This window comes from Bradyrhizobium sp. SK17 (assembly GCF_002831585.1).
Lineage (GTDB): Bacteria > Pseudomonadota > Alphaproteobacteria > Rhizobiales > Xanthobacteraceae > Bradyrhizobium.
This window is the reverse complement of the sequence record NZ_CP025113.1, coordinates 2453292-2474254: the sequence shown is the minus strand read 5'-3', so window position 1 is coordinate 2474254 and position 20963 is coordinate 2453292. Positions and strand designations below refer to the sequence as shown.

At 66.0% G+C, this 20963-nt stretch carries 22 protein-coding genes; 10 read left to right on the top strand and 12 right to left on the bottom strand.

Annotated features, from left to right (window positions below):
• Nucleotides 1-3: 3 nt before the first annotated feature.
• Nucleotides 4-936, top strand: a complete 933-nt coding sequence (locus CWS35_RS11560) for a prephenate/arogenate dehydrogenase family protein (RefSeq protein WP_100951964.1) — start codon at nucleotides 4-6, stop codon at nucleotides 934-936.
• A gap of 120 nt (nucleotides 937-1056) precedes the next feature.
• Nucleotides 1057-2634 (top strand): MFS transporter, encoded by a 1578-nt coding sequence (locus CWS35_RS11555; protein ID WP_100951963.1) that lies wholly within the window; start codon nucleotides 1057-1059, stop codon nucleotides 2632-2634.
• Between the two features lie 68 nt (nucleotides 2635-2702).
• On the opposite strand, the gene CWS35_RS11550 is transcribed toward CWS35_RS11555, so the two are convergent.
• On the bottom strand, nucleotides 2703-3620 hold the full coding sequence (locus CWS35_RS11550) for a LysR family transcriptional regulator (protein ID WP_100951962.1): 918 nt from the start codon (nucleotides 3618-3620) through the stop codon (nucleotides 2703-2705).
• Between the two features lie 251 nt (nucleotides 3621-3871).
• Here CWS35_RS11550 and CWS35_RS11545 point away from each other — a divergent pair, with 251 nt between their 5' ends.
• Nucleotides 3872-5185 (top strand): MFS transporter, encoded by a 1314-nt coding sequence (locus tag CWS35_RS11545; protein WP_100951961.1) that lies wholly within the window; start codon nucleotides 3872-3874, stop codon nucleotides 5183-5185.
• A 20-nt stretch (nucleotides 5186-5205) separates the two neighbouring features.
• Nucleotides 5206-6279, top strand: coding sequence for a tartrate dehydrogenase (locus tag CWS35_RS11540; RefSeq protein ID WP_024579168.1), 1074 nt, complete (start codon nucleotides 5206-5208; stop codon nucleotides 6277-6279).
• 259 nt (nucleotides 6280-6538) lie between these two features.
• Here the strand turns inward: CWS35_RS11540 and CWS35_RS11535 are convergent, their stop codons facing one another.
• From CWS35_RS11535 to CWS35_RS11495, 9 genes are all read right to left on the bottom strand, one after another.
• Complete coding sequence (locus CWS35_RS11535) at nucleotides 6539-7309, bottom strand: serine acetyltransferase (protein WP_100951960.1); 771 nt, start codon at nucleotides 7307-7309, stop codon at nucleotides 6539-6541.
• A 154-nt stretch (nucleotides 7310-7463) separates the two neighbouring features.
• Nucleotides 7464-7934 (bottom strand): DUF2852 domain-containing protein, encoded by a 471-nt coding sequence (locus CWS35_RS11530; protein ID WP_100951959.1) that lies wholly within the window; start codon nucleotides 7932-7934, stop codon nucleotides 7464-7466.
• A gap of 118 nt (nucleotides 7935-8052) precedes the next feature.
• Nucleotides 8053-8754 carry a TetR/AcrR family transcriptional regulator gene (locus CWS35_RS11525; protein WP_024579171.1) on the bottom strand — a complete coding sequence of 234 codons (702 nt, stop codon included), beginning with the start codon at nucleotides 8752-8754 and terminating at the stop codon, nucleotides 8053-8055.
• A 117-nt stretch (nucleotides 8755-8871) separates the two neighbouring features.
• A complete protein-coding gene (locus CWS35_RS11520; RefSeq protein WP_100956250.1) occupies nucleotides 8872-9237 on the bottom strand; it encodes a YciI family protein in 366 nt (121 codons plus the stop codon).
• Between the two features lie 81 nt (nucleotides 9238-9318).
• Entirely contained in the window at nucleotides 9319-9744 is a 426-nt protein-coding gene (locus CWS35_RS11515) for a YciI family protein (protein ID WP_024579173.1), read from the bottom strand.
• A 155-nt stretch (nucleotides 9745-9899) separates the two neighbouring features.
• A complete protein-coding gene (locus CWS35_RS11510) occupies nucleotides 9900-10316 on the bottom strand; it encodes a YciI family protein (RefSeq protein ID WP_100951958.1) in 417 nt (138 codons plus the stop codon).
• Between the two features lie 123 nt (nucleotides 10317-10439).
• The gene (locus CWS35_RS11505; RefSeq protein WP_100951957.1) at nucleotides 10440-11648 is read right to left on the bottom strand and encodes a serine hydrolase; all 1209 of its coding nucleotides are present in this window, start codon (nucleotides 11646-11648) and stop codon (nucleotides 10440-10442) included.
• Nucleotides 11649-11728: 80 nt separating this feature from the next.
• Nucleotides 11729-12100, bottom strand: a complete 372-nt coding sequence (locus CWS35_RS11500; RefSeq protein WP_100951956.1) for a nuclear transport factor 2 family protein — start codon at nucleotides 12098-12100, stop codon at nucleotides 11729-11731.
• Between the two features lie 146 nt (nucleotides 12101-12246).
• Nucleotides 12247-12900: a glutathione S-transferase family protein gene (locus CWS35_RS11495; protein ID WP_100956248.1), complete on the bottom strand. Its 654-nt coding sequence runs from the start codon at nucleotides 12898-12900 to the stop codon at nucleotides 12247-12249.
• A gap of 504 nt (nucleotides 12901-13404) precedes the next feature.
• Here CWS35_RS11495 and CWS35_RS11490 point away from each other — a divergent pair.
• Nucleotides 13405-15075 carry a PAS domain-containing methyl-accepting chemotaxis protein gene (locus CWS35_RS11490; protein ID WP_024579178.1) on the top strand — a complete coding sequence of 557 codons (1671 nt, stop codon included), beginning with the start codon at nucleotides 13405-13407 and terminating at the stop codon, nucleotides 15073-15075.
• A gap of 174 nt (nucleotides 15076-15249) precedes the next feature.
• Nucleotides 15250-16038 (top strand): SDR family NAD(P)-dependent oxidoreductase, encoded by a 789-nt coding sequence (locus CWS35_RS11485; protein WP_100956246.1) that lies wholly within the window; start codon nucleotides 15250-15252, stop codon nucleotides 16036-16038.
• 24 nt (nucleotides 16039-16062) lie between these two features.
• On the opposite strand, the gene CWS35_RS11480 is transcribed toward CWS35_RS11485, so the two are convergent.
• Both CWS35_RS11480 and cobS read right to left on the bottom strand, forming a co-directional pair.
• Nucleotides 16063-16629 carry a histidine phosphatase family protein gene (locus CWS35_RS11480; RefSeq protein WP_024579180.1) on the bottom strand — a complete coding sequence of 189 codons (567 nt, stop codon included), beginning with the start codon at nucleotides 16627-16629 and terminating at the stop codon, nucleotides 16063-16065.
• A gap of 7 nt (nucleotides 16630-16636) precedes the next feature.
• On the bottom strand, nucleotides 16637-17389 hold the full coding sequence (gene cobS / locus CWS35_RS11475; RefSeq protein WP_100951955.1) for an adenosylcobinamide-GDP ribazoletransferase: 753 nt from the start codon (nucleotides 17387-17389) through the stop codon (nucleotides 16637-16639).
• Nucleotides 17390-17628: 239 nt separating this feature from the next.
• Between cobS and cobT the strand changes: the two genes are divergently transcribed.
• The 4 genes from cobT (at nucleotide 17629) to CWS35_RS11455 (ending at nucleotide 20946) form a co-directional block, all read left to right on the top strand.
• Complete coding sequence (gene cobT / locus CWS35_RS11470; protein WP_100951954.1) at nucleotides 17629-18642, top strand: nicotinate-nucleotide--dimethylbenzimidazole phosphoribosyltransferase; 1014 nt, start codon at nucleotides 17629-17631, stop codon at nucleotides 18640-18642.
• A gap of 162 nt (nucleotides 18643-18804) precedes the next feature.
• On the top strand, nucleotides 18805-19095 hold the full coding sequence (locus CWS35_RS11465; protein ID WP_024579183.1) for a hypothetical protein: 291 nt from the start codon (nucleotides 18805-18807) through the stop codon (nucleotides 19093-19095).
• Between the two features lie 113 nt (nucleotides 19096-19208).
• Nucleotides 19209-19631, top strand: coding sequence for a hypothetical protein (locus CWS35_RS11460; protein WP_162487048.1), 423 nt, complete (start codon nucleotides 19209-19211; stop codon nucleotides 19629-19631).
• 409 nt (nucleotides 19632-20040) lie between these two features.
• Nucleotides 20041-20946 carry a LysR family transcriptional regulator gene (locus tag CWS35_RS11455; protein WP_024579185.1) on the top strand — a complete coding sequence of 302 codons (906 nt, stop codon included), beginning with the start codon at nucleotides 20041-20043 and terminating at the stop codon, nucleotides 20944-20946.
• Nucleotides 20947-20963 lie beyond the last annotated feature (17 nt).

Sequence of the window (20963 nt, the reverse complement as noted above, 5' to 3'; positions counted from 1 at the left end):
ATCGTGACCACGGCTCCGCTCTTCAACCGCATCGCGCTGATCGGCTTCGGCCTGATCGGCGGCTCGATCGCGCGTGGCGCCCGCGCGCAAGGCCTGGTCGGCGAGATCGTCACCACCGCGCGCTCGGAGAAGACCCGCGCGCACGTCGCCGAGCTCGGCATCGTCGACCGCGTCGTCGCGACCAATGTCGAGGCCGTCAGGGACGCCGACCTCGTCATCCTCTGCATCCCGGTCGGCGCCTGCGGTCCGGTCGCGGCCGAGATTGCCGCGCATCTGAAGCCCGGCGCCATCGTCTCCGACGTCGGCTCGGTGAAGGGCGCCGTGGTCAGGGACATGGGTCCGCACCTGCCGCAGGGCGTGCACTTCGTCCCCGCGCATCCGGTGGCCGGCACCGAACATTCCGGTCCGGATTCCGGCTTCGCCGAGCTGTTCATCAACCGCTGGTGCATCCTGACCCCGCCCGAAGGCACCGATCCGGCCGCGACCGACCGGCTGCGCACGTTCTGGGCCGCGCTCGGCGCCAAGGTCGAGATCATGACGCCGGATCATCATGACCTCGTGCTCGCGATCACCAGCCATCTGCCGCATCTGATCGCCTACACCATCGTCGGCACCGCCGACGAGCTGGCGCAGGTGACGGAATCCGAGGTGATCAAGTTCTCTGCCGGCGGCTTCCGTGACTTCACCCGCATCGCGGCCTCTGACCCCACGATGTGGCGCGACGTGTTCCTCGCCAACAAGGACGCCGTGCTGGAGATGCTCGGCACCTTCACCGAGGACCTGTCGAAGCTGACCCGCGCGATCCGGCGCGGCGACGGCGAGGCGCTGTTCGACCACTTCACCCGCACCCGCGCCATCCGCCGCGGCATCGTCGAGATCGGCCAGGATTCCGCCGCGCCCGACTTCGGCCGCCCGCACGCGAATCTGAAGAAATAGGTTCAAGCGCGCGGCTTTCCGCACACGTCGTCCTGGCGGAAGCCAGGACCCATAGCCGCCGCACGCGGTGATGAGCGGGACGGCCGCCCCAGCGTCGCGCAACAATGCGCAGTTGGGGTAATGGGTCCTGGCTTCCGCCAGGACGACCAGGAGGTGGAGTCTCGATTCAGGATATCGAACACGCGGTGGCATCGCGGGTTTGGCGCCGGGCGTATCGTTCTGCTGCCACCATGGTGTCAGCAGGATTGGCGTAGACAGGCCCCGAACGCAATCCGGGCACGGGGCAAGCACGAGATGCACGATCGCTCACCTGAGATCGCCCACCAGCGATCGAACCTGATCACATTCGTCCTCGGCCTTGGCGCATTCCTGATCCTGTTCGATGTGACCGCGGTCGTGGTCGCCATGCCGGGCATTGCCGGCGATCTCGGATTTGCCGTCGCCGGCTCCGCCTGGGTCATCGACGCCTACAGCCTGGCGCTCACCGGCGCGCTGTTGGCATCAGGCGCGCTCGCGGATCGCTTCGGTCGCCGGCGCGCGATGCTGGGCGGCAACATCGTGTTTCTGCTGGCGTCGATTGGTTGCGGCGCGGCGACCAGTGCTCCGTTGCTGCTCGCCGCACGCGTGCTGCAAGGTATCGGTGCGGCCTTCCTGAGCACCGGTGCCATTGCATTGGTGGCCGGCGCATTCCCGCACCAGGGTCAGCGGGCGCGGGCCTTCGGCACCATCGGGATGATCTCGGGCGTCGCCATGGCTCTCGGCCCAACGCTGGGCGGCCTGCTCGCCGCCTGGTTCGGCTGGCGCTGGATCTTCTATGCCAACATCCCGTTTTGCCTGACGTTGGCCCTCGCCGTGCCGCGCGTCGTTGCCGAGACACGCGAGCCCGGCGGGCGCCCCCTCGATCCCGTGGGCACCGTGCTGCTGACGCTGGCGCTGGGTCTCGCGGTCGATGCGCTCCTGAGACATGACGCGTCACCGATCATCAGGGCTGCCGGCCTGGTCGCGAGCGCTGCGGCAGCACTCGGGTTCGTTTGGCAACAGTGGCGCAGCCTCAATCCGGTGCTCGACCCACGTGTATTCGCGGCGACGTCGATGATCGGGGTCGGTGCCTCGTTGACTTCGATCCAGTTCGGTTACTGGGCGGTATTGGTCTATCTGCCGCTGTTCCTGAGCGCGGGCCTGCATGTGAGCATGGAAGCGGCCGGCCTGATGTTGCTCGTCGCGACACTGCCGATGCTGTTGGTCCCGCCGCTGGGTGGCCGCCTTGTCACCCGATGGGGCTGGCGGCGCTTCTTCGCGGTCGCCTTTGGCGTCGTCGCATCGGGCAACGTGCTGCTGGTGATCGCTGCGCTCTCCACCGCAGCTGCAATGCGCAGCACCGCAACGCTGGCCGGCATGCTGACGATCGGTGTTGGCGCAGCGTTGGCCAACCCGCAACTGGGAAGCGTCGCCCTGGCCCTCGCGCCGCCTGCGCAGGCCGGCATGACGTCCGCAATGACGATGATCGTCCGTCAGGCCGGTTTCGCCATCAGCATCGCCGCGTTGGGGGCAACGCTCGTGACGGCGGATGCGGCGTCAGCGTTTGCTGCTCCGTTCGTCCTCGCAACCATTGGCGCGGTCGCCGGTGTGGTCGCCGCGGCCACGCTGTTTCCCGCTGCGGAGACAGGAGCATCAGAAGGCGGCGCTGAGCGGCGTTAGGGGCCCGTCTCTCCTCTCGTCATTCCGGGGCGCGCCACTTGGCGCGAGCCCGGAACGACGAAACCTCTTCACGCCTCCCTTGCGTAACGCTTCAATTTCGCCTCCAGCACCGCGATCACCTGGTCGCGGACCGGATCGCGGGAGCCTTTCAGCCAGGCGGCGGCGAGCGGCAGCCGGCCGGCGCCGCTGCCGCGTTTGAGCCTCAGGGGAATGAAACGCACGCCCGGGATCGCCATCCGCGCGGTCCAGCGTGGCACGATGGCGACGCCGAGCCGCGCCGCGACCATGTTGACGATGGTCTGCTTCTCGTCGGCGATCTCCTGGATGCGCGGCGTCAGCCCGGCCTCGTCGAACAGCTTTGTCGTGAGATCGTGGCTGTGCGGCCGCGAGCGCCGCTCCGGCACGATCAGGGGCTGATCCGCGATATCGGGCAACGCGACCTGCTTGCGCCGCGCCAGCCTGTGCTTGTGCGACAGCGCCACCACGGCGGTCTCCTGCAACAGCGGAACGAACTCGATGCGCCGGTCGGGCCGCGCCGGCGGGCGCACGAAAGCGAGGTCGAGCGCGCCCGACAGCAGCTTCGGCAACAGCCGGATGGTCTTCTCCTCGAGCAGTTGCACGGCAAGCTCGGGATTGACGGCGCGGACATCGCGCAGCAGCGGCGGCAGCAGGCCGGCCGCGGCGCTGTCGATCGCGCCGATCCGGAAACGCCGCGCCATCGGCTTGCGCAGCCGCCGGCGAAAGCCGTCCTCGATCGCCTCGGCGCGGCCGAGCAGCGCCCGTCCCTCGCGCAGCAGGGTGGCTCCGTCTTCGGTCAACGACACCGCGCGCGTGGTGCGGGCGAACAGCCGCGCGCCGAGATCCTCTTCCAGGAGCTTGATGTGACGGCCGAGCGCCGACGGCATCATCTGCAAGCGTTGCGCGGCGCGGCCGAAATGCAGTTCCTCGGCGGCGGCCACGAAGCAGCGAAGCTGGTGCAGTTCCAAGATTGTCGTTCCCACTCTCTGATGGTCATGGCCGGGCTTGTCCCGGCCATCCACGTCTTTCCTGGCGTTGCCAAGACGTGGATGCCCGGCACAAGGCCGGGCATGACGCCGGGTAAATCCGGAAACGATTATATCATTTTTTTGTATAAATGCGCGCGGGTTGAACCGGAAGGCCGCAGCCCTCTAGGCTTTTCGGTGGTGCGGCGAAACGCGCCGTCCCAACAACAAGACGAACCCCGGGGAAGAAGCCCATGGAAAGCCAGCTTGGCACACGCGTGTTGCGCAAGATCTCACTGCGCATCGTGCCGTTCATCATGCTGCTGTACTTCGTGGCCTTCATCGACCGCGTCAATATCGGCTTCGCCTCGCTGACCATGAACAAGGACATCGGCCTGTCGCCGACCGTCTATGGTTTCGGCGCCGGTATCTTCTTCTGGGGCTACTTCCTGTTCGAGGTGCCCTCCAACATCATCCTGCACAAGGTCGGCGCGCGGATCTGGATCGCGCGGGTGATGATCACCTGGGGCATCGTGTCGGCGGCCATGGCGCTGGTGCAGGGCGCGACCAGCTTCTACGCGCTGCGCTTCCTGCTCGGCGCCGCCGAAGCCGGCTTCTTCCCCGGCATCATTCTCTATCTGTCCTACTGGTTCCCGGCACGGCAGCGCGCCGCCGTCACCGCCCTGTTCATGGCCGCGGCGCCGCTCTCGACCGTGCTCGGCTCGCCGCTGTCGGGCGCGCTGCTCGAGATGGACGGCATGCTCGGCTTCAAGGGCTGGCAATGGCTGTTCGTGCTTGAGGCGGTACCGGCCGTGCTGCTCGGCTTCGTGGTGCTGGGCTTCCTCACCGACCGGCCGGAGCAGGCGAAATGGCTTGCCGACGACGAGCGCGCCTGGCTGGTCAAGACCATGAAGGCGGAGAATGACGGCAAGGCTGCGACCGCGAGCCACAGCATCTGGCGCGGGCTCGCCGATCCGCGCGTGCTGGCACTGGCGCTGGTCTATTTCGGCACCTCGGCCGGGCTCTACACGCTCGGTGTGTGGGCGCCGCAGATCATCAAGCAGTTCGGCCTGTCGTCGCTCCAGGTCGGCTTCCTCAACGCGGTGCCGGCGACGGTCGCCGTGGTCGCCATGATCCTGTGGGCGCGGCATTCCGACCGCACCGGTGAGCGCACCTGGCACGTCGTGCTGGCCTGCCTGATGGCCGCGACAGGATTGGCGCTCGCGGGATTGTGGACCGGGCTGGTTGCCGTGATCGCGGCGCTGACCTTGGTCAATATCGGCATCTCCTCATCGAAGCCGCCGCTGTGGAGCATGCCGACCATGTTCCTGTCCGGCTCGGCCGCCGCGGCCGGCATCGCCACCATCAACTCGATCGGCAATCTCGGCGGCTTCGTCGGACCCGCGATGATCGGCTGGATCAAGGAACGCACCGGCAGTTTCGAGGGCGGCCTCTACTTCGTCGCCGGCCTCCTGGTGCTCTCGGCCGTGCTCACGCTGCTGCTGTCACGCGCGCAAGGCGCGCCGGCCGCGGCCGAACCGCAACCCGATCCCCTGCGAACCCGCTAACCACCGATCCGGAGACAACCATGCGTACCCATTCCATCGCCGCCATTCCCGCCGACGGCATCGGCCCCGAAGTGATTTCCGCCGGCGTCCGTGTGCTGGAAGCACTGGCCAAGCGCTCCGGCGACATCAGCTTCAACGTCAAGACCTTCGACTGGGGTTCGGACTATTACAAGAAGCACGGCGTGATGATGCCCGCCGACGGCCTCGCCGAGCTGAAGACATTCGACGCGATCTATTTCGGCGCGGTCGGCGCGCCCGACGTGCCGGACCACATCACGCTGTGGGGCCTGCGGCTGCCGATCTGCCAGGGTTTTGACCAATACGCCAATGTGCGGCCGACCAAGATCCTGCCCGGCGTCGCCTCGCCGCTGCGCAATGTCGGCGTCGGCGATCTCGACTGGGTGATCGTGCGCGAGAACTCCGAAGGCGAATATGCCGGGATGGGCGGCCGCGCGCATCGCGGCCTGCCCGAAGAGGTCGGCACCGAAGTCGCGGTCTTCACCCGGGTCGGCGTTACCAGGATCATGCGCTACGCGTTCCAACTCGCGCAGTCGCGGCCGCGCAAATTCCTCACCGTGGTGACCAAGTCGAACGCGCAGCGCCACGGCATGGTGATGTGGGACGAGATCGCCGCCGAAGTCGCCAAGGAGTTCCCCGACGTGACCTGGGACAAGATGCTGGTCGATGCCATGACGGTGCGGATGACGCTCAATCCGAAGAGCCTCGACACCATCGTCGCGACCAATCTGCACGCTGACATCCTGTCGGATCTCGCGGGCGCCCTGGCCGGCAGCCTCGGCGTGGCGCCGACCGGCAACATCGATCCGCAGCGCCGCTTCCCCTCGATGTTCGAGCCGATCCACGGCTCGGCCTTCGACATCACCGGCAAGGGCATCGCCAACCCGGTTGCCACTTTCTGGACTGGTGCGCAGATGCTGGAGCATCTCGGCGAGAAGGACGCCGCCGCGCGCCTGATGGCCGCGGTGGAAAAGGTCTGCGCGGCCGGCGTGCTGACGCCCGACGTCGGCGGCAAGGCGACGACCAAGGAAGTGACGGACGCGGTGATCGACGCGATCCATGGATCGAATGTGTGAGGACTGCGGTCTCACCGCGTAGAGCAGGGCGAGCACACTGTTCGGGCTCCCTCCCCCTTGCGGGGGAGGGCGGGGGGAGGGGTGCCGCTTGCTCCGCTGCTGATTGAGAGAGTGAGTCCGCCTCTCGACTCGGAAGTTCGTTGATGCAGTCGAACCGATGTTTCGCAATTCGCCCGGGGGCCACCCTCTCCCCGCCCTCTCCCGCAAGGGGAGAGGGAGCCTGACTGGCGTGCTCACCTCACCGAGGTAAGCCGGCATTTCACGACAGCACCGACGCTCCCGCCTCCGCGCAGTTCGTCAACCGCGCGGGCACGCCGACCGCGGTGCAGCCGGCGGGCACGTCCGAGGTCACCAGCGCGCCGGCGCCGATCTTAGCGAAGTCGCCGATGTTGAGATCTCCGATCACCGTGGCGCCGGCGCTGAGCAGCACGCCGTGGCCGATCGTCGGTGCGCGGCGCGGGGCGTCACGATGCCGCGAGATGGTGACGTTCTGCAAGATCGTGACCTCGTCGCCAATTGAGACCAGCGCGCCGATGATGAGGCCGGTGCCGTGATCGAGGAAAACGCCCGTTCCGATCCGCGCCGACGGATGAATGCTGATCTGCAACTGGTCCGCTGATGCGTTCTGCATCATCAGCGCGAGATCCGGGCGATCATGGCGCCACAGCCAGTTCGAGACCCGCCAGGCTTGCAGCGCGACATAGCCCTTGAAGTTCAGCAACGGCGGCAGGAAGCCCGATATCGCCGGATCGCGGCGCACGATCGCGGCAAGATCACTCGCCGCGGCCTCGATCAGCACGGGCTCGGCCACATAGGCCTCACGTGCCGCCCGCACGAATTGTACGCGATCGGCGTCCGCGTCGGCGATGCGCCGGCCGATCAGGAAGGCGATGGCGCCGCCGAGATCGCCCTGATCGAGAATGAAGGCGGCCGATGCTTCGAGAAAGCGATCGGCGGCAACAGCAGCTGCCGCCTCGCGCCGGATCGCAAGCCAGAGATCGTCAGAACCCATCGTCGCGCCTGCCGTCATGATCCGCGCCTCTGCGTCCGCAAGGTCGACGATAGAGTGGGCATGACGCCGCCAAAATGCAAACCGCCCGCTTGCTCATCGCAAACGGGCGGCTCGGGGCCATCAGGTGTTATGGGGGCACATCGCCTGAAGGCTCAGTGCTGGCCTCGCGTGATCAACCTTGCGGCGGCTGGTCGTTCGGCGGGGTCGGACGGGTCTTGTGCTGCGCCATGAAGGCGTCGAACTCTTCCTTGTCCTTGGCATGACGCAGGCGGTCGAGGAAGTTCTTGAACTCGACCTGCTCTTCCTCGAGCCGGCGCAGCGTGTCCTGGCGGTACTCGTCGAAGGCGCGGTTGCCGCTGGAGGGCGTGCCGAAGCCGCCGAACGGGAAGCCGCGACGCTCCATGCGGCTCTTCATCCGCTCCATCTTGTTCTGCCAGCGATCCATGTCGTTGTGACTCCAACAGGCCATTTTTCTGCTCCCGAGGGTGAAAAAGAGAAAGGCGAGACCGATCGGCCACCAGATCATGAAGCCGAGGATGATCCCGGCGATCTTCAGCGGATGCCACGGCGCCCAATACATCTGCGGGCGGTAGGGCTCTTCGACGGGACCGCGCCAGCGATCAGCATCTGCGGTGTAGGCCATTTCACTCTCCATCACGGCATCACGCCGTTGTGAATGTAAATAACATTTACATAGGTAGCCGATCCCCGGGAAAGTCAAGCGGAGCGGATGACGCACCCCTCCAATTATTTTTGGAATTTTATTTCGCCTTGCCCCAGGGGCCGCCGCGATTCTGCTCGGCCGCTGCGGCTTCGGCCCGGCGCTCGGTGGGGAAGCCGAGGCCGCGCAGATAGATCAGCACCTCGGCCTCGAGCAGTTCCTCCGGCGACATCGGCAGCTTGCGGCGCGCGGCATCGCCGCGACCGAACAGCGAGGCGACGCCATGCGACATCGACCAGATGTGCAGCGCCATCATCATCGCCGGCGGACGCGGCATGCTGGGCGGTGCCAGAGCCGCAAGCCGTTCAGCAGCGGCGCGGATGATCGCAAAAGCGCGCTCGCTCGCGGCCATCAGGGTTGGATTCGCGTCTGGCGGCAGACCGGATTCGAACATCGCGGAGTAGAACGCAGGCTCCTGGCGCGCGAAGCTGAGATAGGCCCTGCCGACCCGCTCGAAAGCGGTGACGGTGTCGGGACGGCCATCGTCCCAGGCCGCGGTCAGCAGCGCCTCGAACTGCTCGAAGCCGCGCTGCGCGATGCTGGCGATCAGTTCGTCACGGTCGCGGAAATGCCGGTAGGGCGCCGCAGGGCTGACGCCGGCCATGCGCGCGGCATCGGCGAACGTGAAGCCGGCCGGCCCCTTCTTCGAGATCAGGTCGAGGGCGGCCTGCAGCAACGCTTCCTTGAGATTGCCGTGGTGATAGCCGCGCTCGCTGCGGCCTTGGTCCTTCTGCCAGCTCATGTGAATAAGGTTTACATGAGCCGGCAGGAAAGGTCACTAGCGGGGCAAGCGGCAGCCGATCAAGATTAACGGATCGCGGCCGCCGGATTCCGCGGGCGGCGGCGACCGCCCGGGGGACTACCGTCCCGGAATCGGCAGCACCGGCATGATCTCCACGGCTTCGCCCGGGAAGATCGCAAAATGCGGATGGTTCTCGAACAGCTTCGCGGCGGCCTCATGCGAGGGCGCGCGCACCACGGTGAAGCCGGTCATCAGATTGGCGATGTCGGTGGTGCCGCCGCTCCCGACCTTCTTGGTCTTGCCGAGCGGTCCGCCCATCTCGACGATCACGTCGTGGTGCTGCTCGACCCAGGCGCCCCAGGCGGCCATGCCCTGCTGCTCCCTGGCGCGACGTTCGGCCTCCGGCAGCGCGTTCCAGGCTGCCATCCGCGCGCCGTCTTTGCCGCCGCCGAGATAGACGGCGAGGAAGGTGTTGCTGCTCATCATGCGTCTCCGTTGTGGTTGTCGAATTGATCGTTCGCTGCACGGGGCGACGACGCCATGCGCGGCATCGCATCGTGAAGTTCAGCGCAGGGCCTTGCCCCAGCCGCCCTGCGGATGCTCGAAGCTCGCGGCCGCCTGCTGCACCTCCTCCGAGAAATCGGTCATCTCCTGCACCTGGCGGATTTCGATCATCTCGTTGGCGCTGGCCGGGCACTTGCTGGCCCATTCGATCGCCTCGGCGCGCGAGGCGACGTCGATCATCCAGAAGCCGCCGATCACCTCTTTGGCCTCGGTGAACGGCCCGTCGATCACGACGGGGACGCCGGTATCGAACTTGACGCGCGCGCCCGCCGCCGGCGGATGCAGACCCTCCAGCGTGATCAGCACGCCGGCGTCCTTCAGCGCCTGATTGTACCGCATCATCGCGGCGACCCGTTCCGGATCGAGCTCGAGCTTGGCCGGTGCGGACTCGTAGCCCTGCGGGATCATCAGCATCATGAAACGCATTGGTCGGATTTCCTTGTCCGTTGAATCACGCGCAATCCTCACCCTAGTCATTCCGGGAAGCCCGATCCGGCGCCGGCGCGGAAACCATGACTTGCCACGGCGGTCATGCATTCCGCGCTTGCCGTCCACGCGAGATCGCGGAACGACGTCGGGTATCATCTCTTCACCGCCTGCGCGCGCAAGCGTTCTTCCTGCTCGCGCAGCTTCGGTGTCAACGCCTCGCCGAAATCCTCAGCGGCAAACACCTGGCGGATTTCGATCTCGGAGCCGCCGTCGAACGGCGCGCGCTTCATCCAGTCGATCGCCTCATCGAGCGACTTGGTCTCGATCAGCCAGAAGCCGGCGACCAGATCGCCGCTGAGGCTGAACGGGCCACGTGACACGGAGCTCTGGCCGCCGGCATATTTGACGCGGGCGCCCTTGCTGGTCGGATGCAGCCCCTCGCCGGCCTGCATCACGCCGGCCTTGACCATCTCCTCGTTGAACTGGCCCATCGCGGCGAGCATCTCGGTGCTCGGCATCACGCCGGCCTCGGTATCGCTGTTCGCCTTCACGATCACCATGAACTTCATCGTCCTGCTCCGTTGTCTCTCTGCCGATCTCAGCACCGGCGCTCGGTTGAAAGACGATGGAGCTTGTGCGCCACCGACACGGTGATGGAAATTATTTCTGAAGTCATTGACGCATACCTCGCGCTAGTCATCGATCGCCTGATAGGCGAGCGTCCAGAAATCTGAAAACACCTGAGGCGGCTGCGGCGAGTCCAGCATGCGCTGGGTCAGCAGGATCCCGGTCATTTCCTCGCGCGGGTCGGAATACCAGGAGGTGCCGTAGCCGCCGTCCCAGCCGTAGCGGCCGGGCACCTGACAGAGATCGTCGCGCGCGGTGACCACCGACAGCCCGAACCCCCAGCCGCGCCCGGCACCGAGCAGAAATTCCGAGCCCTGCTTGTCGGACAGCGCGAGCTGGTCCGAGGTCATCAGCTCCACGGCAGGCCGCGACAGGATGCGCTCGGTGCCGAGCCGCCCGCCATTGAGCATCATCTGGGCAAACGCATTGAAGTCGTCGGCGGTCGACACCAGCCCGGCGCCGCCATTTTCGAACACCGGCGGCGCGGCATATTTGCCGCTCGCCGGCTCGTCGAACACCTTCAGTTTGCCGGTCGCGGCATCGCGCGTATAGCAGGTCGCGAGCCGCTTCAGCTTGTCCGGCGGCACGTGGAAGGCGGTGTCGGTCATGCCGAGCGGCGTGAAGATGCGCTCTTGCAGGAAGCCAGCGAACGACATTCCGGCGACCCGCGCGATCAGCACGCCGAGGATCTCCGACCCCGTGTTGTAGAGCCAGCGTTCGCCCGGCTGATAGGCCAGCGGCAGCGTACCGTAACGGCGCAGCAACTCGTCCGGCGGAAACGTCGGAAACACCGGACCGGGCGCGAAGCCGGCATCCGCAATCGCGATCTGGATCGGATGGCGCGCCGGAAACGCCGGGATCATGCCGAGCCCGAGCCGGAAGGTGAGCAGGTCGCGCAACGTGATGGCGCGCTGCGCCGGCACCGTGTCGTCGATCCCGGATTCGATCGTGCGCAGCACCTTGCGGTCGGCGAGTTCGGGCAACCAACGGTCGATGGGATCGTCGAGCCTGAGCCGGCATTCCTCGACCAGGATCATCGCGGCGACGGCCGTCACCGGCTTGGTCATCGATGCGATCCGGAAGATGGTATCACGCTGCATCGGCGGGCCGTCGAGCGCCATGCGGCCGAGGACATCGACATGGATCTCGCCGCGGCGGCTGACCAGCGCCACGACGCCCGGCACGTCGCCCGCACCAACATGGTGCGCCAGCACTTCGTGCATACGTCCGAGCCGCGGCCGCGACAGATTGCCGTTCTCGCTTAGTACAGACATATCCAAGCTTCCTTGTTGGGGCCCGCAGACGCTGACGATCAGGCGGTCGCGCGACCGCGATCGCGATCGCGACGAATGCCCTATCGCTCCTGTCTGACGAGCGCCCCGTCCTGATGCGACGGGCCGAAATAGACGTCGATGCGCGACACCTTGTCGCCGTCGAACGCGAAGAACTCGGTGTTGCGGAAGCTCTTGCCGTCGCGGGCAACGCAGCGATAGGTGACGAAAGCCTCGGGGCCGTCGACCATGATGCGCTCGATCTCGTGGCGGCCGATCCAGTCGCTGTCGCGCCAGCACTCGGCGAAATAGCGGGACTTGTCGATGTTCTCGCCATAGGGCGTCGAGAAGCGAAAATCCTCCGCGAACGCAGCCTCGACGCTCGCTCGATCATTGGCGAGATAGGCGGCGAAGAGCTTGCGGATGATCTCCGCCCTGTTGCCAGTTGCAGCCATGTCGTCTCCACACAGGTCACCCGGGCCACTGGAGCGACCAGCGCTCCAGAACCCGGGCCTCAGGCAGATGACGAATGGAACGGCCCGAACGCGACATCGGGCTGAAAATATTTTTCAGCCCGACCTGACTTCAGTTCCTTGTCAGGTCAGTTTTCCTTCGGGAACATGCCGAAATAGGGCTCGGCCGCCTCGAGGACGCGCGCAAAGGACGGCCGCGCCGTCAGCCGTTCAAGATAGGCCGCCAGATGCCGATGGTCCTCCCCGATCGGCTCGACCTTGTTGCCGTAGAACAGCGCCGGCGCGGCGGCACAATCCGCCAGCGAAAACTGCTCGCCCATCATCCAGCCGCCATGCACCAGCTGCCGGTCGAGAATCGCATAGGAGCTGCGAAGCTGCGTCCGTGCCTCGGCGACGCCATGCGGATCCTTGCTGCCCGCAGGCCGCAGCCGGTCGCCGACGATCTTCTGCACCGGCAGATGGACATAGAGATCGAGGAAGCGGTCGCGCAGCCGGGTCCGTAGCGCGAGGTCCGGGTCCTCCGGAAGCAGCCTGACGGTGCCGGGATAATGCCGGTCGAGATATTCGATGACGATGCTCGATTCGGGCACGGTCTCGCCGCGCGTCTCGTCGCGGAGCACGGGAAAGCGTCCGATCGGCCACAGCGCGAGCAACGCCGCGCGCTCGGCGGGATCGCCGAGATTGACCATGTTCGGGGTGAACGGCGCGCCGTTCTCGTAAAGCGCGACCAGCGCCTTCCAGCAGAACGAGGACAGCGGATGGTAATGCAAGGTGAGCGACATCAGAACTCCATGGGCGAAACAGTGGCCGGAGGACGAACCGACGACCGCACCGCCGACATCACGCACGACAAATATTTCCGACTTGTACGGAGCAGGTCGATCTCACGTCGCCGTCGCAGCGCAATCCAGCTTCGTCGATCACACGAATCGAATGAGTGATCGATCCACGACATCGGATGCGATATCAATCTTGGTAATGGACCTATCAAACTCGGTGAATACGCGCGCTCGAGATCATCCGCATCAGACGAAAATTCTCAGAGATTTTCGTCCGTATGACTACGGTGAACGTCGCATCCGACTATGAATGATAGCGTGCATATCAAAAAAATTGCTTCGCAAGTTGAGATAGATGGAATCGCCGTCGAGCGCGTTATGCAGTTCGTGCCACGCGCACGCGACGCGCAGGCTTTACCGATGCTAAACGGCTCGCTGCAACCTTTCCGTGAGTTGCCGCGATCGACTTTTCCCATCCCGTTTCTTTTGAACCTTCACGGAGCCCTGATGTTTACGTTCAGCAACAAGGCCAACATCGAGAATGCGTTGGCGCAAGCCGCAGCGATCGGCAAGTCGCAGGCGGTGATCGAGTTCAAGCTCGACGGCACCATCGTCACCGCCAACGAGAACTTCCTGAACGCGATGGGCTACGCGCTCGACGAGATCAGGGGCAAGCACCACAGCATGTTCGTCGATCCTGCCATGCGCGACAGCCACGATTATCGCGCGTTCTGGGCGAGCCTCAATCGCGGCGAACACCAGGCCGCGCAATACAAGCGCATCGCCAAGGGCGGCCGCGAGATCTGGATCCAGGCCTCCTACAACCCGATCACGGACAAGAACGGCAAGCCGGTCGGCGTCATCAAATTCGCCACCGACATCACCGCGCAGAAGATCCACAGCATGGAAGATTCCGGCAAGATCGCCGCCATCAACCGCGCGCAAGCGGTGATCGAGTTCAACATGGACGGCACCATCGTCACCGCCAACGAGAACTTCCTCGGCGCGATGGGCTACGCGCTCGCCGAGATTCAAGGCAAGCATCACAGCATGTTCATGCCGCCGGCCGATCGCGACAGCGCAGGCTATCGCGAGTTCTGGGCACGGCTGAACCGCGGCGAGTTCGAGTCCGGCGAATTCAAGCGGCACGCCAAGGGCGGCCGCGAGATCTGGATCCTCGCCAGCTACAACCCGATCCTCGACGAACGCGGCAAGCCGTTCAAGGTCGTCAAGTTCGCGACCGACGTCACCCAGCAGAAGCTCAAGGCCGCCGACAATGACGGTCAGATCGACGCGATCGGCAAGTCGCAGGCGGTAATCGAGTTCAACATGGACGGCACGATCCGCAATGCGAACCCGAACTTCCTTGCCGCGATGGGCTATACGCTGGCCGAGATCCAGGGCCGGCATCACAGCATGTTCGTCGAGCCGGTCGAGGCGAGTTCGTCGGCGTACCGCGAATTCTGGGGCGCGCTGAACCGCGGCGAGTTCCAGGCGGCCGAATACAAACGCATCGCCAAGGGCGGCCGCGAGATCTGGATCCAGGCCTCCTACAACCCGATCCTCGATCTCAACGGCAAGCCCTACAAGGTGGTGAAATACGCCACCGACATCACCGCGCAGGCGATCGGCCGCAAGAAGGCCGACAGCGCGCGCGGCCTGATCGAGGCGGTGGCCGCCGGCAGCGAGGAGATGAGCGCCTCGATCCGCGAGATCTCGGAGACCATGACCAAGTCGAAGCAGAATGCCGCGGTCGCCACCGGCCGCGTCGAGGCCGCCGACGGCGAGGCACAGAGGCTCAATGCGGCGGCGCAGGCGATGAGCGGCATCGTCGAGATGATCTCGAGCATCACCGGGCAGATCAACCTGCTCGCGCTCAACGCCACGATCGAATCGGCTCGCGCGGGCGAGGCCGGCCGCGGCTTCGCGGTGGTTGCCTCCGAGGTGAAGAGCCTCGCCAACCAGGCCAAGCAGGCGACCGACACGATCTCCTCGGAAATCGACGCGCTGAACTCCATCGCCGCGGCGGTGGCGAGCTCGCTCTCCGAGATCAAGGCCGCGATTGCCGGCGTCAACGAATACATCACCTCCACCGCCGCCGCGGTCGAGGAGCAGAGCATCGTGACGCAGGACATGTCGACCAACATGCAGCGCGCCTCCGCCGAACTCGCGGCGTAGGCTGTGGTGCGATCCTCGAAGGATGAGCGGCCCGGGCTGGTCGCCGCGCATCCTTCGAGACGCGCTACGCGCTCCTCAGGATGACGGGAAAATAGCATGCTGCCGGTTGTTGACACCTCTGCATAAAGGTCGCAGACGGTCGGGGCTTCTTGCCCGAAACCGATGGACCACCCGATGACCTCCTCCGCACAAAAAGTCGCACTCGTGACCGGCGCCGCGCGCGGCATCGGGCTGGCCGCGGCGAAACGCTTCCTCGCCGACGGCTGGCGCGTCGCGCTGCTCGACATCGAGGGGGAGTTGCTGAATGCCGCGGTCGCTGCGTTGAGGCAACCCGACACGACGCTGGCGCTGACCTGCGACGTGTCCGACGCCGATGGCGTGACCAAGGCGATGGCGACGATCACAAACCGCTTCGGCCGGCTCGACGCGCTGGTCAACAACGCCGGCACGGCGGTGTTCGCGCCGGTGCTGGAGACCTCGGACGCCGACTGGAGCCGGATCATGGCGGTCAATCTGACCGGCCCGTTCCTGTGCACCAAGGCGGCCGCGCCCCTGATGCGCGAGCATGGCGGCGGTGCGATCGTCAACATCACCTCGATCTCGGCGGTGCGCGCCTCGACGCTGCGCTCGGCCTACGGCACCAGCAAGGCCGGCCTCGCGCATCTCACCAAGCAGCTTGCGGTCGAACTCGCCTCGCTCGGCATCCGCGTCAACGGCGTGGCGCCCGGGCCGGTCGAGACCGCGATGGCCAAGGCGGTGCATACGCCGGAGATCCGCGCCGACTATCACGACGCGATCCCGCTCAACCGCTATGGGCTGGAGGAGGAGCTGGCTGAGGCGATCTTCTTCCTGTGCTCGGATCGCGCGAGCTACATCACCGGACAGATCCTCGCCGTCGACGGCGGCTTCGATGCCGCTGGCATCGGCCTGCCGACGCTGCGCGGCGAACGGCGGAACGGGTGAGCCCCCGCGGCGCAACGGGATTCATCAGCCATTCACCGCCACCACGCGCCACGCCTTCCCCAACCGATCGACCCGCGTCAGCGACAGCGGACCGATCACGAAGCGCAGCGCATGCTCCGGCGCCAGTTCGAGCGCGATCGCGAGGATCGCGCGGATGGTGCCGGAATGCACGACGAGCACGACATCGCCGGGAGGCAGACGCGCAAGCCCAACTCGCGCGCGCGCAATCTGGTCCGCGAAGCTCTCGCCACCCGGCGGCCGGTTGATCCCCGGCGACTGCCAGAAGGCGCGATAGGCTTCCGCGCCGAGTTCTTGCTCGATCTCGCTGTGACGACGGCCGGTCCAGGTGCCAAAATCCTGTTCGCGGAAGGCATCGTCTTCGGTTGCCGTGAGGCCAAGCCGCGCCGCGGTCTCACGGGTCCGCCGCGCCGGGCTGCAAATTGTGCGAGCGCCGCTCGGCAGCCGCGCCTGCAACGCGGCGAATGTGGCGGCATCATCAAGGTCGGCCGGCGCATCGGGTGCGTGGATCACACCGCGCGGACCATCGACCGGCGCGTGGCGGATCAGCCAGAGATACGTTTCGCGGTCCATTCCTCGATCACCCCAATCGCGCCGCGAGCAGCACCAGGATCGCGCTCTCCGCGACCTGCTCGGCGCCGCCGAGCACATCGCCGGTCTGGCCGCCGATCTGCCGCCTTGCCAATTGCATCATGATCACTGCGCTCGCGCCGGCCGCGATCGCCGCCAGCAGCGCGCTGCCGAGCGGCAGGGCCAGCACAGCGATCACGAGCGCGATGCCGGCCGCGACTGCGGCGATCGTGCCGTCGGGGCGGCCGGCATTGGCGGCGAGCCCGTCCTTGCGCGCGTAAGGCAGGCTGATCGCGATCCACGGCAGCACGCCGCGGCCGAGCGCATGCGCCGCGATCAGGCTCTGCACCACCAGGCCATCCGGAATCGCAGCGATCGCCGCCAGCTTGGCCGCAAAGCTCACCACCAGCGCCAGCGCGCCATAGGTGCCGAGCCGGCTGTCGCGCATGATCTCGAGCTTGGCCGCGACGTCGCGGCCGCCGCCGAACCCATCGGCGACATCGGCGAGCCCGTCCTCATGCAGCGCGCCGGTGAGCAGCGCAGCCCCGCCGAGCGCGAGCGCCGCCGCGGCGAGGTCCGGCACGCCGATCGCCCGGAGCAGCAGGCAGAACAGGCCGACCGCGGCCCCGATCCCGGCACCGACCAGCGGGAACAGCCGCTGCGCCCGCGCAAAGCTCTCCGGCTGCGCCCCGTCCGGATGCGGCATCGGCAGCCGGGTCAGGAAGGCCGTGGCAATCCTGAGATCGTCGAGCCATTGATTCATGGTGAGGCCTCGAAATTGCACTGGATCATGATGCGTTTCCACGGAATCGCATCATGATCTCAACTCCTTGTTTGAGCATGATCTTTTCGGAAGACCGGCTTTCCACTTTTCCGGATCATGCTCTAAAGCGCAATGAGTTCGCGCTTCAGCTTCTTGTTTGAGCATGATCCTTTCGGAAAATCGCTTCTCAGTTTTCCCGATCATGCTTTAGCTTGCGGCCCGCTCGACGAGGGAATCGCATGCAGTTCAATACACTAGACGACATTCGCAGCTTTTGTCGCGAGCTGCCCGCGGGTGACGAGGCGGCGGCGACGGCGGCAAGCGTGCGCCAGCAGAACCTGACCAAGCCGCCCGGCAGTCTCGGCCGGCTGGAAGAGGTGACGATCTGGCTGGCGCGCTGGCAGCGGCGCCAAATCCCGCGGCTCGATCAGGTCACGATCGCGGTGTTCGCCGGCAATCACGGCATTGCCGAGCGCGGCGTCTCCGCCTACCCGTCCGAGGTCACCGCGCAGATGGTGGCGAACTTCGCCGCCGGCGGCGCTGCGATCAACCAGATCGCCAGGCTTGCCGGCGCCGAGCTGCGCGTCGAGCCGCTCGAGCTCGCGCGACCGACCCGCGATTTCACGATGGCACCGGCGATGGATGGCGCCGACTTCCTGGTCGCGCTCGACACCGGCTGGCGCGCGGTGCCGGAGCAATGCGACCTGCTCGTGGTCGGCGAGATGGGCATCGCCAACACCACGGTAGCCGCCACACTGTGCGCGGCATTGATGGGCGGGCGCGGCGCGCGCTGGGCGGGCCGCGGCACCGGCGTCGATGATGCCGGCCTGCTGCGCAAGCGCACCACGATCGATACCGCGCTCAAGATGCATCGCAACCTGCTCGACGATCCCCTCGCCGTCGCGGTGGCGCTCGGCGGCCGCGAACTCGCGGCGATCTTCGGCGCCGTGCTGGCGGCGCGCGCCAGATCGATCCCGGTGCTGCTCGACGGTTTCGTCGCGACCTCGGCGGTGCTGCCGCTGGCAAGGCTTGCCCCCGATGGCCTCGCGCATTGCCGCGCCGGCCACGTGTCGGCTGAGCTCGGCCATCGCGAATTGCTGCGCGACCTCGCCCTCGCCCCACTGCTCGATCTCGAAATGCGGCTCGGCGAAGCCTCCGGCGCCGGCATCGCGATCCTGCTGCTGCGCGCCGCGCTGGCCTGCCACGGCGGCATGGCGACCTTTGCCGAGGCCGGCGTATCCGGCGCGGACTGAAGCCGGGAAGAGCCGCAAAAAGCCGGTGCATACCGGCCGCGTGGGCCTGCAATCTTCGCGTGCGCAGCATGACGTCCGCGCGGCGCTGGCTTAACCTTCGCGCCGGAGGGCGCCGGCCGGCGCCCGGCCATGCTGAAACCAGATACCGGGGAGAATCGCGTCATGTCGGGAGTTCTCATCAATCTGATCATTCAGATCATCAGCGGAGCCGTCGGCGGCAATGTCGCCGCGGGAGCGGCCAAGAACATCGATCTTGGCACGCTCGGAAACACCATCGCGGGCGCCATCGGCGGCGGCGCGGGCGGACAGCTTCTCGGCATGCTGATCCCGCTGCTTGCCAATTCCGGTGCCACGCCTGACATCGGTAGCATCATCGGACAGGTCGCCGGCGGCGGCGTTGCCGGCGCGGTGCTCACCGCGATCGTCGGCGCACTCAAGAACCGGACCGCCTGAACCGATCCGTACTGGCGAAGGGGCATCGGTCTTGACGATGCCCCATTCCGGCGCGAGCCTTGCGGCTTCGGATGCGGCGGTCCTCGACCGCATCGGCGGCAGGGATGGCGCTCATGAAAACACTTGTCGCGGCGGCAGCTCTCTGCGCAACGGTGAGCTGCGCGCAGGCCGACGTTCGCATTCTCGCCAGCCCCGGCGGACAGGTCGGCCCGTTCATCGACCTGTTCGACAAGGTGCGCGAGTCCGGCGAGCGCGTGGTGATCGACGGGCCGTGCCTGTCGGCCTGCACCCTGGTGCTCTCGATGGTGCCGGGCGATCGCATCTGCGTGACCCGGCGCGCGGTGCTCGGTTTTCATGCGGCGCGCTCGATCGACCGGCGCGGCCGCACCTATGCCGAGCCGGAAGCGTCCGAGGCGGTGCTCGAAGCCTACCCGGCCCCGGTGCGCGGCTGGATCATCCGCCGCGGCGGGTTGACCTCGCGCCTGCTGCTGCTGCGCGGCCGCGAGCTCGCCGCGATCTACCCGCGGTGCAGGTGAGCCGGCACCGATCGAGCGCAGAAACTCCCGATCGGTCGCGACACGCTTGCAAGCGGCCAGGTCAGAAACCGGTTCGGTGCCGCAAATGTCATCCGATAGGCCGGCCGCTCCCAAATCGCCGTCACGCTCGACCACGGAACTGCCCCCAAGTTGGACACGACGTCAAATCCGTCATCGTGAAACGCTCACGCGGCCTGACCGGACGACATCCTGCGACATTTTCCGACCGTGTTGCGACGATGCGCGATCCACATCGCGGCGATCGGACGAGGCCGAAGCAGAACCACGATGCAGGCGACATCGAACGCCCATCCGCGTTCACCGCTGCATTCCAGTTGGTTCTGATCGTCGTCATCTTTGACATCAGTTTCTGATGTTGTTAAGTCTCATGAACAACCAGATTGAATAGATGTCCCTGATACGTGATCAGAGGTTGCGTGTATTCCATGCGGTGGCTTTGAGAAAAAGCTTTACCGATGCTGGTCACGATCTCCATCTCACTCAACAAGCAATCTCGTTCCACATTCGCTCGATCGAGCAGGAACTCGACGTTCCGCTTTTCATCCGCAGCCATCATTCGGTGCAGTTGACCAAAGCAGGAGCGATCCTGTTTGCGCACGCAGAAAGAATTCTCGCCCTTTACGACGAAGCCTCGCGCGCGCTGGCGGAGCTTCGGGAAGAAAGCACGCGACGCCTGCGCATCGCCGCGACGAATTCCATCTCGAAGTATGCGATGCCTACCGCAATCCGGATCTTTCAGAGCAGACATCCCAAAGTTCAGGTCGTGCTTGAGATCGGGAACAGCACCCAGGTCATCGAATATCTCAATCAGGGCGCGGTCGACGCCGCGCTGGTCAGCGATGGCGTGCCCCTCTCTTCGAACTACCGCGTGACGCCGCTTTGGCGGGAGCAGATCGTATTCGTCGTCTCACCTGAGCATCCATGGGTATCCCGGGACGACCTTACGATCGATGACCTGTTGGCGACCCCCGTCATCATGCGGGAGAAGGGATCCGGAACGCGCGCGATCCTCGAGCGCGAGCTTGCTGCTCTGGGCTTGTCGTTCGACCGCCTGAAGATCGCTCTCATCGTAGGCAGCCCGGAGGCTGTCAAACAAGCGGCTCAAGCCGGCGTAGGTGTCGGCATCCTATCGACACTGCGCGCTCGCCACAGCCTCTCCTCAGACGATCTGATCCTGAAGAGAATCGACGGCTTCGACCTGACCCGCGACTTTTATGTCGTGAGACCGCAGAACGGATCCGCAGCCACCCTGCTCAACGAGTTCGTACCAATCGTCCAGGACGCCATAGCCTGACAGGGATGCGATCACCC

Coding starts and splice junctions, on each gene's coding strand:
- CWS35_RS11545 (WP_100951961.1), top strand. CDS start 3,872: ATGGAAAGCCAGCTTGGCACACGCGTGTTGCGCAAGATCTCACTGCGC.
- CWS35_RS11520 (WP_100956250.1), bottom strand. CDS start 9,237: ATGAGCAGCAACACCTTCCTCGCCGTCTATCTCGGCGGCGGCAAAGAC.
- CWS35_RS11535 (WP_100951960.1), bottom strand. CDS start 7,309: ATGACGGCAGGCGCGACGATGGGTTCTGACGATCTCTGGCTTGCGATC.
- cobS (WP_100951955.1), bottom strand. CDS start 17,389: ATGAATCAATGGCTCGACGATCTCAGGATTGCCACGGCCTTCCTGACC.
- CWS35_RS11500 (WP_100951956.1), bottom strand. CDS start 12,100: ATGGCTGCAACTGGCAACAGGGCGGAGATCATCCGCAAGCTCTTCGCC.
- CWS35_RS11505 (WP_100951957.1), bottom strand. CDS start 11,648: ATGTCTGTACTAAGCGAGAACGGCAATCTGTCGCGGCCGCGGCTCGGA.
- CWS35_RS11465 (WP_024579183.1), top strand. CDS start 18,805: ATGTCGGGAGTTCTCATCAATCTGATCATTCAGATCATCAGCGGAGCC.
- CWS35_RS11510 (WP_100951958.1), bottom strand. CDS start 10,316: ATGAAGTTCATGGTGATCGTGAAGGCGAACAGCGATACCGAGGCCGGC.
- cobT (WP_100951954.1), top strand. CDS start 17,629: ATGCAGTTCAATACACTAGACGACATTCGCAGCTTTTGTCGCGAGCTG.
- CWS35_RS11525 (WP_024579171.1), bottom strand. CDS start 8,754: ATGAGCTGGCAGAAGGACCAAGGCCGCAGCGAGCGCGGCTATCACCAC.
- CWS35_RS11455 (WP_024579185.1), top strand. CDS start 20,041: ATGTCCCTGATACGTGATCAGAGGTTGCGTGTATTCCATGCGGTGGCT.
- CWS35_RS11530 (WP_100951959.1), bottom strand. CDS start 7,934: ATGGCCTACACCGCAGATGCTGATCGCTGGCGCGGTCCCGTCGAAGAG.
- CWS35_RS11460 (WP_162487048.1), top strand. CDS start 19,209: ATGAAAACACTTGTCGCGGCGGCAGCTCTCTGCGCAACGGTGAGCTGC.
- CWS35_RS11540 (WP_024579168.1), top strand. CDS start 5,206: ATGCGTACCCATTCCATCGCCGCCATTCCCGCCGACGGCATCGGCCCC.
- CWS35_RS11495 (WP_100956248.1), bottom strand. CDS start 12,900: ATGTCGCTCACCTTGCATTACCATCCGCTGTCCTCGTTCTGCTGGAAG.
- CWS35_RS11490 (WP_024579178.1), top strand. CDS start 13,405: ATGTTTACGTTCAGCAACAAGGCCAACATCGAGAATGCGTTGGCGCAA.
- CWS35_RS11555 (WP_100951963.1), top strand. CDS start 1,057: ATGGGTCCTGGCTTCCGCCAGGACGACCAGGAGGTGGAGTCTCGATTC.
- CWS35_RS11480 (WP_024579180.1), bottom strand. CDS start 16,629: ATGGACCGCGAAACGTATCTCTGGCTGATCCGCCACGCGCCGGTCGAT.
- CWS35_RS11515 (WP_024579173.1), bottom strand. CDS start 9,744: ATGCGTTTCATGATGCTGATGATCCCGCAGGGCTACGAGTCCGCACCG.
- CWS35_RS11485 (WP_100956246.1), top strand. CDS start 15,250: ATGACCTCCTCCGCACAAAAAGTCGCACTCGTGACCGGCGCCGCGCGC.